This is a genomic window from Patescibacteria group bacterium (assembly GCA_018819405.1).
Lineage (GTDB): Bacteria > Patescibacteriota > Patescibacteriia > UBA1558 > GWA2-36-10 > XYD1-37-29.
Map to the genome: position 1 here is coordinate 371,642 of JAHJQF010000001.1, position 12,823 is coordinate 384,464.

Here is a 12,823-nt window from a genome sequence, read left to right on the forward strand (position 1 = left end):
CAAATATATGAAAAAAATACAACTACAAATAACGGGCATACATTGTGCTTCTTGTGTGAATATTATTGAAAAAAAACTAAGTAAACAAGAAGGCATAAAAAATAGTGCGGTTAATTTTGCTTTGGAGCAGGCCAATGTAGAATATGATAATAATGTGGTGTCAGAGCAAGATATATTGGATGTTATTGCTAAAGCCGGTTATCAAGCGACTGTGATATCAGATAAACCGCAGTCAGAAACCGGACAACATAAACATATAGCTGATAATACAGAAAAAGAATCAAAACAGCGACTAATAAAATTTGTGGCAGCCTTTTTATTGACAGTTTTTATTTTAATTTTGGATTTTCTTATTGATATTAAGAGTGAAATGACTATTATGTTGATTTTGGCTATTGGTTTGTTGTACACAGGTCAGGAATTTTATAAAGTCGGTTTTCCATCACTTTGGCGTAGACAACCAAATATGGATACTTTGGTAGCTCTGGGATCGGGTACAGCTTTTTTGTATTCAGCTTATATTGTTTTATTTGTTAATCACGGCAAAACATATTTTATGGATGTAGGCTTTATTACTACATTTATACTTTTGGGAAGATACTTAGAAGCTAGAGCCAAAGGCAAGGCATCAGAGGCTATAAAAAAGCTTTTGCAACTGGCTCCAAAAATTGCTCATAAAGTAACGGCTACTAGAGAGACTGAAGATATAGCTCTAGATTTGGTAAAGATAGGTGATCAGCTTTTGGTAAAGCCGGGGGAAAAAGTGCCGGTAGATGGGGTCATAGTGGAGGGCAGTGTCAGCATTGATGAATCTATGATAACCGGAGAGAGCTTGCCGGCAGAAAAAACAATCGGCGATAAAGTAATCGGTGCTACTTTGAATAGTACACAAGTATTTATAATGAAGGCTGAGAAGATAGGTTCTGAGACTGTTTTATCTCAAATTATAAAAATGGTTCAGGACGCTCAGATGTCCAAAGCCCCTATTCAAAAATTGGTAGATAAAATATCAAATTATTTTGTCTGGGGCGTATTGGCTATATCTATAGCTACATTTTTTGGTTGGCTGGCAACGGGTGTTGAGGCTGGTAGAGCTTTATTTTATATGGTGACGGTATTGGTGATTGCCTGCCCTTGCGCTTTGGGGCTGGCTACGCCGATTTCTATTGTAGTAGGCACTGGTAGAGGAGCCAAGCTTGGTATTTTGATAAAAAATTCAGAAGCCTTGGAAAAGATGAAAAAAATTACCGCCATTGTTTTTGACAAAACAGGTACTTTGACAAAAGGAAAGCCGGAAGTGGTAGAGATAAAAGGTGATAAAAATATTTTGGAGATTGCCTATTCTTTGGAACAAAACTCCGAACATGCTTTGGCCAAGGCAATTGTAAAAAAAGCTAAGCAGGAAAATATTTCTCATCAGTCAGTCAAAAATTTTAGGGCGATTGTCGGCCGAGGAGTTGAGGGAGAGCTGGGCAATAAGAAATATTTTTTGGGTAATACCTCTCTACTTAGAGAAAACAATATAGATTTTACGGAAGCGGAAAAAAGTATTATCAAAGAGGGGGAGGGCAAGGGTCAGACAGCGTTATTATTGGCTGATACTGAAAAATATCTAGGAGTTATTTTTGTAGCTGATAAATTAAAAGAAAACGCCAAAGATATAATTGCAAAAATTAAGAAAATGAATATTACTACCATTATGATGACGGGTGACAATTCTTTGACCGCTCAAGCAATTGCCAAGGAGGTTGGTATTGATAATTTTTATGCTCGTCTGATGCCGGATGAAAAAGTAGCCAAGATAAAGGAGTTGAAAAAACAGGGAGAGTTTGTAGCAATGGTAGGTGATGGTATTAATGATGCTCCAGCCCTGGCCTTGGCAGATGTTGGTATTGCTATGGGTACAGGTACTGATATAGCTGTGGAAACAGGTGATATTGTCCTAGTCAAAGGAGATTTGGAAAAAGCGGTTGAGGCTATAAATTTATCAAAAGCGACACTTAGAACTATAAAACAAAATTTGTTTTGGGCTTTTATATATAATAGTGTTGGTATACCAATTGCTGTTTTGGGCTTTTTGAATCCAGCTATTTCAGCCTTAGCTATGTCATTTAGTAGTGTTTCGGTGGTCTTAAATGCCCTGAGGCTTAAAAGGGCTAAATTATAAAATATCATAAGCAAAGGCACCTTGAGCATAATGCAAAGGTGTTTTTGCTTTTCGCTTAAAAATGATATAATCTATATGAATAATTAAGTTTGTTTATCTAAAATAGAAAAAATGAATAAAAATATCCGACAATCATTTAGCTTGGTTTTTACAAAAAAGGATTATATTATTTTAGCTTTAATTATCGCCTTGTTATTTTTTTTGGTGGGTATTCTTATACCAGGCATCCCTTTTTTGAAACTGGTTTTTTCCTATACACCACCTGAGTTTTTGCCCAGATTAAAAGCTGTTTTAAAAGTCTGGGATTTTTTTAAGTCAAATTCTACGCTGTTTAGTAGATATTTATTATTTTTTGTGGCAATACTGACGGGCATCAATTTGTCTATGTTTATTTTTTATTTAAAGCGCCGGATAAAATTGGAAAAGTCAGTAGGAACCGGATTTTTTGGCATAGTAATAGGACTCTTGGGCGTGGGTTGTGCTTCATGCGGGTCAGTTGTCTTATCTTCTTTATTTGGTTATACAGCTGTGACAGGCTTTTTGGGTATATTACCTTTCAAAGGAAAGGAGATAGGTTTTGTGGGGCTTGCTTTACTTCTGACCTCTATTTATCTGATAGCCGATAAGATACAAAACCCAAATAGTTGTAAAATTGAAAATTAAATTTTTGTAGTATGAAAATTATTAGCCCAGCTTTTGGTCATATGACTTCTATGCCGGCCAAGTATACTTGCGATGGTAAAAACATCAATCCGCCTTTGGAGTTTGTGGATGTGCCTCAAGAAGCCAAAAGTTTGACTCTTATTATGGATGATCCAGATGCTCTCAAGCCGGCTGGGCGAGTTTGGGATCATTGGTTGGTGTGGAATATGCCTAGTGTTACTAGAGTTATTGCGGAAAACACACAGCCAGCCGGCGTAGTAGGGCCAAACACTAGGGGTAATCACGCTTATAGAGGGCCTTGTCCGCCAGATGGTGAGCATAGATATATTTTCAAACTTTACGCTCTAGACGTTGAACTGGATATTGATGGAGAAAGTAACAAGCATGAGCTGGAATCGGCTATGAGTGGCCATATTTTGGCTCAGGCGGAACTAATTGGCCTATATAATAGGGAAAATTACTAATATGGCAAAAAACGATTTTGGTCTAGTATTCTGGGCGCATCTAATAGTGATTTTAGTTTTTATATCTTCTCCTTTTTGGCTGGGCTGGCAGTGGATATTATTGTTAGTTATATTATTTGTAATACAAGATAAAACGGCTAAAAATTGTGTTTTGACCAAAGCTCAGTTTAAGGACAGAGAAGACATTGTCTCAGAGGAGCTTAGTTTTTATGTTTATTATTTTAAAAAAATGGGCTTAAAAATAAACGCCAAAAAAATCAAAAAATATTTTGCTTGGTCGCTTTTGTGGGTAGTATTTATTTTTGCTGTTTTTTGGCAGCTTGATCTGGGGCAGTCGCCTTGGTGGTTTGCTAATTTATTTTAAAATATAGTATTATAAATTTGGCTTAATTATTAAGCAATAAACATATGAAAAAAATTAAAAAGTTACCAACTAAAGTGATAAAACATTTAGAAAAGGCAGGTATCAAGCACGATATGTTGGAACACCGGACAGTTTATACAGCTATTGATGCAGCAGCTACCATGAGAAAGAAAGTAGATGAAGTGGCCAAGGCGCTATTGGTAAAAGCAGATAAAGATTATTATGTAGTTATTTTGCCAGCCGATCATAATCTGGATATTGTTAAACTTCAGAAAGTAATTTCCAAGGCTAGTGGCAGACCGATAAAAGTGGTCAAAATCCCGGGTGAAACTTTGGCTCGAGAAGTGCTCAAGATAAAAAATAATGCCATGGCAGCTTTTGGGTCATTGTATAAATTGCCTGTTTTAATGGAGTCTAAGCTAACTAAAACAAAGAAAGCAATATTTTCATCAGAAAGTTATAATCATTCGGTTGAGATGGCGGTCAAAGATTTTGTGAAATTGGAAAATGCTCTAGTGGCTTCTTTTGGTGCTAAAAGAAAAATAAAAAAAGTACCGGCGCCAAAAAAGAAAGTGGTCAAGAAAAAGATAACTAAAAAAAAGCTTGTTAAAAAAGCAGTTAAAAAGAGAAAATAAATAAAAATTCCCGCCGCGCTGAGCGCGGCGGGAATTTTTTATAAATCTATAGTAACATCTGAGTCGGTATATAAGAGCATAAGGTGGTCTTTTATATATCTAAGATGCATATTGTGGTACTGAGGCTTTATATCAAGCCCATTGGTAGTAAATAATTTGCTAAAAACATAATCAGTTAGCATTATATAAGACGGACCAGGTATATTATATTGATTTTTATCTTCTTCGGGATACAACCAATATATTTGGTGGCCTGAATAATAACTTATTACATCTGGTACTGGGCCACTAAGAAAATACAAAGGTAATTCTGGCTTGTTGTCTTCTCTAATAATTAGACCTATTTCTTTTAGGTTTTGGTCAAACTGATAATGTAGGGTTCTTAAGATTTTGTCGTTATGTCCGATGGATAAAGAAATAGAATAAATAACCAAAATAGTAAAAATGATAACATATAGTATTTTTATAAGTTTGTTTTTGCTAATTTTCCATAAACGATAAAAAGCTAAGCCAATTACCGTTGCTATATAGGGATAGGCGGGTATGAGATAAGTAGATATTTTTGTCTTTGATAGTGAATAAAATAAAATTATAAATAAGACAGAACACAAGCTGACCATAAAAAACTGTTTTGTCTTTTTATCTTTATAAAATTTATTGATTATCAAGAAAATAATAATAGAAAGCAAAAATATTTGCCACCATGGTTGGCTAAAATTCCATAATTTATTTAAGTAGGCAAAATATTCTACTTTTTCTTTTATTCCAAAACCACCTTGAGCCCTTTCCCAAACATTCCAAATAATATATTTTTGCCAAAATTCAGAACCCCAGACCAGATGTTGGTTTATATGCCAGGGCAGTACAATTAATAAAGATAAGGGTAAACCAATCCATAGCCACTTACTTTTTAACCAGCTCCATTTTTTATAAAAAAAACTAAATATAAAAAATATAGGTATTACTGCCAATATAGAGACGCTTTTCATCAAAAAACCTAAGGCAAGAAGAGGTAAAATTGTCAGAAGATATTTTTCTTTTTTCCAGCCTACTATCAAAAAATATACTGAGGCTAGCATGATAGCATTTAGAGGAGTATCCAACCTTACTTGTCGTGAGCTAATGTAGAAAAACGGAATTATAGCTAAAATAAAAGATGATAACAAAGCCAGATATTTTTGCTGGCTTAATTTTTTTATAATCAAGAAAATCAGCAATACAGAAAAAATGGCCGACAAAGCTGAAATTATACGGTAGGCTATTTCTGTATCACCAAATATTTTGACCATTGGCATACTCAGCCAAAAATACAACGGAGGCTTTTCAAACCAGTTGTTGCCCATATGCTTCAGGGTCATTATTTGCCCGCTGTTTAGAGTATCTCTAGTGACCTGGGCATAGATACTTTCATCATAAGCAGTAATTGGTAGACTGCCCAGTTGCCAGAAATAAAAACAATAAGCAAATGAGATTATGAAGATTAGGGGAAGATAATGGATTATTTTTTCTTTGTTTAACATTCTCTAAGTTTAACTAATTTTTTTAAATTTGGCTATACAGTTTTTTGCTTTGTCTAAAATACCTATTTCTGGTATAATTTATATGATAAATTTTATTTTTATTATTTAAAATGGCTTCACATTTACCAATAACTCAGGAGGAACTAAAAAAAATACTTCTTGACGCCAAAGTAATCAAAGAAGATGACTGGGCAGAGGCTGACGATAATGCTCACCGTAGAAGAAGAGGAGTAGAAGAAGTGCTTATTGAGCGCGGTTTTGTCAATGCCAGATATTTGTATGAATTGGTGGGAGATTTTTTGAAAGTGCCTTATGTGAATTTGAGAAAAAGAAAACTTGACCCGGAAGTTTTGAAAATTATAGATGAAAAAACCGCTAGATCAGCCAAAGCAATTCCTTTTAATTTGGAAAAAGATGTTTTAAAGGTAGCCTTTGTTGATCCTAGAGAAAAAGCAGTGATTTCGGCGGTAAAATCAATGAGTAAGAAAAAAGTTGAGCCATATCTGACTAGCTACAAGAATTTTTTGTTTGCTTCTAGGCTGTATCAAAAAGATATTCAAGATGAATTAAACAAAATATTGGATGAAAAGATACTCAAAGTAGACGGTCGCCCAGCAGAAGTGGAAATCCCAATTATCAAGATTATAGATATAATTTTAGAAGCAGCTCTTTTTGAGCAAGCCTCAGATATACACGTAGAAGCCTTACCAGATGCCGTGGTAGTTCGTTTTAGGGTAGATGGTCATTTGCATGACATGGTAGAATTGCCAGCCTCAGTGCACGATGCCTTAGTGGCTCGTATCAAGATATTGTCTAATCTTCGTATTGATGAACATCGCGTGCCGCAAGATGGTCGTTTTTCTTTTAAAATAGAAGATGAAGAGGAGTCAGTCAGAGTATCGGTAATTCCGGCTTTTTATGGGGAAAAAATAGTCATGAGGCTTATGACTGATGAGGCTCAAAATTTGAGTATGGAAGATTTGGGATTTTTGGAACACAATGTAGAAGTGATGAAACGGCAGATTAAAAAGCCTTTTGGCATGATATTGGTTGTTGGACCAACAGGATCTGGCAAAACAACTACTCTGTACTCAGTTTTAAATATTTTGAATACCGAAGAAGTAAATATTTGTACCATTGAGGATCCGATTGAATATGGAGTACATCGGGTCAATCAAACTCAGGTAAATCCCAAGGCCGGTTATGATTTTGCCAATGGTTTGAGGGCGCTACTTAGACAAGATCCTGATATTATCATGATTGGAGAAATCAGAGACAACGAAACAGCTCAGATTTCCGTCCGGGCGGGTTTGACAGGTCATTTGGTATTATCAACCCTCCATACCAATAATGCAGCTGGTGCACCGCCTAGGCTTTTGGATATGGGAGTAGAACCATTTCTGGCCGCTTCCACCCTTAATGTAGTTATTGCTCAGAGATTGGTAAGAAGAATTTGTCTAAATTGTATAGAAAGTTTTCATCTTAAGAGTGATCAGCTAAAGAGTCTGAGTAGAGAGTTTAATTTAGATGAAATGTTAAAGCGTTTCAAAGAATTTAAATTGGTAGAAGATAAAATAGAATCTTTTTCCAAATTGACTTTCTATAAAGGTAAGGGCTGCTCTAGGTGTAATGGCTCTGGTTATGATAAGCGTATTGCGGTGCTTGAGCTTTTGGAAAATAATTCAAAGATACAGGACGCAATTATTAAAAATTCTTCATCAGGTGATATAGAGAGGATAGCCAAAGAAAGTGGTATGGTCACCATTTTTGAAGATGGTATGCAAAAGGCGCTTTTGGGCATGACCACCATTGAAGAGGTGCTCAGAATTAAAAGAGAATAAAATATGGAATATATTAATAATCAAAATGATAAAATTTCTGAAACCAGAGTCTCTGTAGATAATCTAAGGAAAGACGGGGAGCTTACTAAAGTAAGTCCGCAGATGACTTCTTTTAAGTTGTATACCAAAAAACCTACTTCTAAAACTGCAAAGAAAGAGGATAAAGAAATAACCCCGATTCATAAAAAGGGATTTATTTTAGGTAGAGTGAGTCTGACTGACAAGATGCTTTTTATGGATAATATGTCTACTATGTTGAGGGCTGGTTTGGCTCTAGCTCCAGCTCTTAGGACGCTAAAACAAGAAATAAAAAATAAATATTTTAGGGATATTTTGGATTATCTTGAGCGCCATGTAGAAAATGGTCAGCCACTTTCTAAAGGTATGAAATATTATCCCAAGATTTTTCCGGAAATGATAATCGCCACAGTAGAAGTAGGAGAGAGTACTGGTATGTTGGCGGATTCTTTTGGCAATTTGGCTGATATTCTAAAAAGACAAAAGGAGCTACAAGGCAAGGTAATTAGTGCTGTCATGTATCCGTCCATTGTCATGTTGGCGCTTATTGCAGTATCAATATTTTTGGCTTTAGTTATTTTTCCTCAGCTAGTTGGTCTTTTTCAATCGGCCAATGTAGAATTGCCTTTTGTCTTGAGGGCAGTACAGGCGATAAATGGTTTTATTAGAAATTATACTTGGCATACTTTGGGTGGCTTGGTTATTTTTGGAGTGGCTATGAGATTTATATTTAAATTTCCAAAACCAAAATTTTTCCTTCACAGCATGATGCTCAAGATACCTTTTATTGGTAAGATAATCAGAGAGTTGTCGCTCACTAGATGGGCTGGAAATTTACAAGCTTTATTGGGAGCAGGATTGGCTATTGTAAATTCTATGAAAATATCAGCCCAGACACTTGGTAATATTAGATTTAAAAATGCAGTGTTAGAGATGTCTGATGAATTGGAAAAAGGCACTTCTCTAGAAAAAGCCATGCTTAAAAGGCCTGATTTATTTCCATCCTTATCGACTCAATTGTGTCAGGTAGGCGAGACCACTGGTGAGCTGGAGGAAATCCTAGGCAAAATTTCCAAATTTTATGAAGATAGAGTCAACAACATTTTGAGTAATTTATCTACTATTTTAGAGCCAATTTTGTTGGTGGTAGTAGGTGTAGTGGTCGGATTTATTGCGGTATCAGTCATTGGTCCGATGTATGAACTCACTCTTAGCTTTGCCGAATAATATAAATTATGTTTAAAAAATATCAAGGAGGATTTTCAATAATAGAAGTTATCATGGTTTTGGGTTTGGTTGGTTTGGTAGTTGGTTTTGGAGCATCTGGTTATCAGGTTTGGCAAAAAAATATTCATCTCAATAATGTCAGGGATGAAATAAAAAGTAGTCTATTTAGGGCACAACAGTTGGCTACAGCTGCCGCCAAGAGCAATCCTTGGGGAGTCCATTTGGAAGTTGATAGCTATACAATATTTAAAGGAAACTTTTATAACGAAGACGATCCGGATAATATGAGCTGGCAGTTGGAGGGCGTAGAAATTCTAGAACCATATAGAAGTTTTGATGATGGGGCAGGGAGCACTACGGCGGATGTTTTATTTGGTAAGTTTGATGGTCAGACTATTAATACTGGCATAATATCTCTTTCTCCTATTGCTGATCCAGCTTTGATAAAAACTATTGAGGTGGAAGCACCAGGGCAAATAAATTGATTATGTTTGATTATAAAAAAACAGAAGGTTTTTCTTTGATGGAATTATTGGTCGTCATATCTTTTGTCAGTGTGATGGTTTTTTTGATTTTGGGTGTCAGCAATTCAAATAATAAAGTAAAAAAATTAAATGAAGAAACAACCCAAGCTATGTTTTATGCCTCTGAAGCTCTGGAAGCAGTCAAACTGATGGCGTGGGATGATATTAGTACTGGACAATATTCTGTAGAGTTGACTGGAGACAGTTGGACACTATCTTCTGGTAGCCAGCTTTTGGACGGGTTTTATACTAGGCAGATTGAAGTCAGTGATGTATATAGAGCTAATATTTCTAATGGTCATAGTTATGGAGAAATAGTAAGTAGTGGAGGTTATCTTGACCCTGATACAAAAAAAGCTCAAGTGATAGTTGTTTGGGATAGTAAATCTGGCCATCAGGAAACGCAGACTCTAGAAACATATTTGCATCGTTTCAAAGCTGATCGTTGGCACCAGACAGACTGGGTAGGTGGAGATGGCCAGGAGCTGTGGAGTGATGAAACTAAGTTTTCTTTTAAAGATTCAGGTATTGATAATTCAATACCGGGTATTGTTACTTTAAAGGCCGGATTTATAGATTGGAGCTATGCCAATACTACCTCTACTTATGATACACCGGGAAATTTTGATGATAATGATGTATATGAAATAAATGATATAGCCTATTTGGTGACAGAAAATAATAGTTATGGCAGTGAATTTTATATTTTAGATGTCAGTGATATTTCTAGTCCCACTTTGATTTCATCTATGGATATTGGCGCAGCAGTAAAGTCAGTTTTTGTGCAAGATAATTATGCTTATATTGCTACTGATTCCAACTATCGTGAATTCCAAGTAATAGATGTGTCTAACCCAAGTAGCCCATTTATTGCAGATTATTATGATATGAGCGGAAATAGTAATGCTCTGGATGTCATGGTAGATGAAAGCAAAGCCTATGTTGTCCAGGGAGATTATCTATACTCTTTTGACATTACTGATCCCACTGATATTCGATATCTTGATAGAATAAGCGTAGATGATCAGGCTAGAGAATTATTTTTATCAGAAAGCTATGTTTATATAGCAACTGAAGATGACAATAAGGAGCTTCAAATAATGGATGTGACTAATCCAGCTAATTTGTCAGCTGTTGGTCAATATGACTTGCCAGGTTCTTTGAAAGGAACGGACGTAAATGTCAGGGGTAGCAGAGCTTTTATTTCCACTCAAAACAATGGTTCTGGGGCGGAGTTTTTTGTAATTGATGTGACTAATCCAGCTAACCCCAGTCTTTTGGGAAGTTACGCCGTTGATGAAACCATACATTCATTTGCTATAGTCGGTCCATATGCTTTGGTGGGCACAAACTTTTTAGATCAAGAATTAGTGGTCTTAGATATCAGCTTTCCCGAAACTATAAATGAAATTTCCGGTTTTGATTTGAATGGCTATGTTTTGGGTATGAGTGCCAATTGTTCTGTCATATACGCGGCAACATCTGGAAATACTGGTGAATTTTTTATTATATCTACCGATGTATTAGACTGTGAGTATGCAGATTATGGTACTATGGATTCTTCCACTTTTGATACTGGTAGCAACCAAGTAACCTACAATTGGATTGCCTGGACAGGCACTGAACCAAGTGGTACTGATATTCGTTTTCAGTTGGCTACTTCAGACAATGAAGCAGGCCCATGGAATTTTATCGGACCAGACGGTAGTAGCTCAAGTTATTATACAAATTCTATTCAAGAATACATAAATTATAGTGCCCATCAGGATGATAGATATATCAGATATAGATTATTTTTGGATAGTGATTCGGAGTGGCAAGTGCCTGTGGTAGAGGAGGTATTTATTAGTTATTCTACTTATCCATGATTTTGAAAAATAACAAAATAAAAAAAGATCAAAAAGGTTTTACTTTTATAGAAACTTTACTTTATATTTTTATTTCCAGCATGCTTATTTTGATAATAAGCAGTATGGTAATGAGTATTTTCAATATCAAAAGGCAGTTTCAGGCATCATATTTAGTTCATAACAATGCCCGTTTTATTACCAATTTTTTGATGAATAGGATTCATAATGTAGACAGTATCCAAGATGCTAGTCCACTGCCTGAGGGATTTCATTTTTATGAATGGCCGGATATTCGTTTTAGTATAGATGCCGAGGGAAATGATTTGGTATACAGAGAGACGCATGATGTGGGAGCTGGTTTTCCTGATCAATCTACAGCCACGGCGATGGTTTTAAACTCAAATAAAGTAATAGTCAGCGATCTAACGCTGACGCCTATTTCCGATGCCTATGGGCAAGCAAATCAGGGTATAAATATTACCTTTACTTTGACCACGGGCAATAGTAGTTATAGACATGGCTATTTGCAGAAAACTTTTAATACCTTTATAAGTATCCGTTGATGAACAATAAAATAAAATCACAAAATGGGGCAGTGGCTTTGATAGCCACTCTGGTAGTAGCGACTGGTATGTTTTCGGTAGTTTTGTCAATTTTATTTATTTCTATAAACACTAGGGAGAGCTTGATATCTTTTGTGGATTCTATGCAGGATTTTTATGCTGCCGAATCGGGAGTAGGAGAGGCAATGATGCAACTTAGAAAAGAGCATACTAATTTTGATTTTCGTAGTATAAATGTAGGGGGTATTGTAGCTTCTAGTGAGTTTTTTGATATGCCTGGAGAATGTATGCCGATTCCGGAGTGTCAATTTACACCAGGGTCAGGTTGGTGGGCTGAATATTTTAATTATTCTGTCACTCATCCTGATATGGAGGTCAATCCTTATCCCGGGCCAACTCCTAGTCCACTTGATCATGATTGGTATTGGGATATTTATAAAACACACGAGCAGGTTGATGCCAATATTGATTTTCTGACCAGTATGTGGTTTCCCTATGATGGGACTATTTACGAAAACAAAGAGGGGTTTTTGCATGATTACCATTTTGGTATGCACTGGCGAGCAAAGGTGACAGCACCAGCTGATAGTGATTATAGATACTATTTAGCATCAGACGACGATTCTTGGGTTTTATTGGATGATATAGTAATAGTAAATAATAGTGGCACTCACGCTGCTAATATAAAAACAGGCACTATATTTTTATCAGCCGGCGATAGTATAGTAGACATATATTTTGCTGAACGCCACACCGTAGAATCAGGCTTTAGTTTTTATTTTGAGGATACCAATTTGGTTATTACTCCTTGGCCAGAAGGTTGTGGTGATGATTTGACTTGTAATTCTCATATAGAGTCGACTGCTTCTACTACCAAAGCCACCAGAAAAGTAAGATATACTTGTAACCAGGATATTTCCAACTGTAATTGGAGTGAACTAGTGCCATAGGTGTGCTATAATAAACCCAGTTAAAAATATAATATAA

Annotated in this window: 12 protein-coding genes; 11 read left to right on the plus strand and 1 reads right to left on the minus strand. The window is 35.9% G+C overall.

The window, feature by feature from the left end:
• Positions 1–7: 7 nt before the first annotated feature.
• The 5 genes from KKH39_01940 (at position 8) to KKH39_01960 (ending at position 4,293) form a co-directional block, all read left to right on the plus strand.
• The gene (locus KKH39_01940) at positions 8–2,167 is read left to right on the plus strand and encodes a heavy metal translocating P-type ATPase (protein MBU1202783.1); all 2,160 of its coding nucleotides are present in this window, start codon (positions 8–10) and stop codon (positions 2,165–2,167) included.
• A gap of 111 nt (positions 2,168–2,278) precedes the next feature.
• Entirely contained in the window at positions 2,279–2,830 is a 552-nt protein-coding gene (locus KKH39_01945) for a hypothetical protein (GenBank protein ID MBU1202784.1), read from the plus strand.
• Between the two features lie 11 nt (positions 2,831–2,841).
• The gene (locus tag KKH39_01950) at positions 2,842–3,294 is read left to right on the plus strand and encodes a YbhB/YbcL family Raf kinase inhibitor-like protein (GenBank protein MBU1202785.1); all 453 of its coding nucleotides are present in this window, start codon (positions 2,842–2,844) and stop codon (positions 3,292–3,294) included.
• 1 nt (position 3,295) lies between these two features.
• A complete protein-coding gene (locus KKH39_01955; protein ID MBU1202786.1) occupies positions 3,296–3,658 on the plus strand; it encodes a hypothetical protein in 363 nt (120 codons plus the stop codon).
• 44 nt (positions 3,659–3,702) lie between these two features.
• A complete protein-coding gene (locus KKH39_01960; GenBank protein ID MBU1202787.1) occupies positions 3,703–4,293 on the plus strand; it encodes a hypothetical protein in 591 nt (196 codons plus the stop codon).
• A 38-nt stretch (positions 4,294–4,331) separates the two neighbouring features.
• Here the strand turns inward: KKH39_01960 and KKH39_01965 are convergent, their stop codons facing one another.
• A complete protein-coding gene (locus KKH39_01965; protein MBU1202788.1) occupies positions 4,332–5,813 on the minus strand; it encodes a glycosyltransferase family 39 protein in 1,482 nt (493 codons plus the stop codon).
• A 110-nt stretch (positions 5,814–5,923) separates the two neighbouring features.
• Between KKH39_01965 and tadA the strand changes: the two genes are divergently transcribed.
• Genes tadA through KKH39_01995 form a run of 6 tightly spaced genes read left to right on the plus strand, consistent with a single transcriptional unit; the run spans position 5,924 to position 12,786 of the window.
• Complete coding sequence (gene tadA, locus KKH39_01970) at positions 5,924–7,654, plus strand: Flp pilus assembly complex ATPase component TadA (protein MBU1202789.1); 1,731 nt, start codon at positions 5,924–5,926, stop codon at positions 7,652–7,654.
• 3 nt (positions 7,655–7,657) lie between these two features.
• Positions 7,658–8,899: a type II secretion system F family protein gene (locus tag KKH39_01975; protein MBU1202790.1), complete on the plus strand. Its 1,242-nt coding sequence runs from the start codon at positions 7,658–7,660 to the stop codon at positions 8,897–8,899.
• 8 nt (positions 8,900–8,907) lie between these two features.
• Positions 8,908–9,384: a hypothetical protein gene (locus KKH39_01980; protein MBU1202791.1), complete on the plus strand. Its 477-nt coding sequence runs from the start codon at positions 8,908–8,910 to the stop codon at positions 9,382–9,384.
• A 2-nt stretch (positions 9,385–9,386) separates the two neighbouring features.
• Positions 9,387–11,291: a hypothetical protein gene (locus tag KKH39_01985; protein ID MBU1202792.1), complete on the plus strand. Its 1,905-nt coding sequence runs from the start codon at positions 9,387–9,389 to the stop codon at positions 11,289–11,291.
• On the plus strand, positions 11,288–11,836 hold the full coding sequence (locus tag KKH39_01990) for a prepilin-type N-terminal cleavage/methylation domain-containing protein (GenBank protein ID MBU1202793.1): 549 nt from the start codon (positions 11,288–11,290) through the stop codon (positions 11,834–11,836). Before KKH39_01985 ends, KKH39_01990 begins: the two co-directional genes overlap by 4 nt.
• Entirely contained in the window at positions 11,836–12,786 is a 951-nt protein-coding gene (locus KKH39_01995; GenBank protein ID MBU1202794.1) for a hypothetical protein, read from the plus strand. The genes KKH39_01990 and KKH39_01995 overlap by 1 nt, the downstream gene beginning before the upstream one ends.
• The last annotated feature ends 37 nt before the right edge of the window (positions 12,787–12,823 follow it).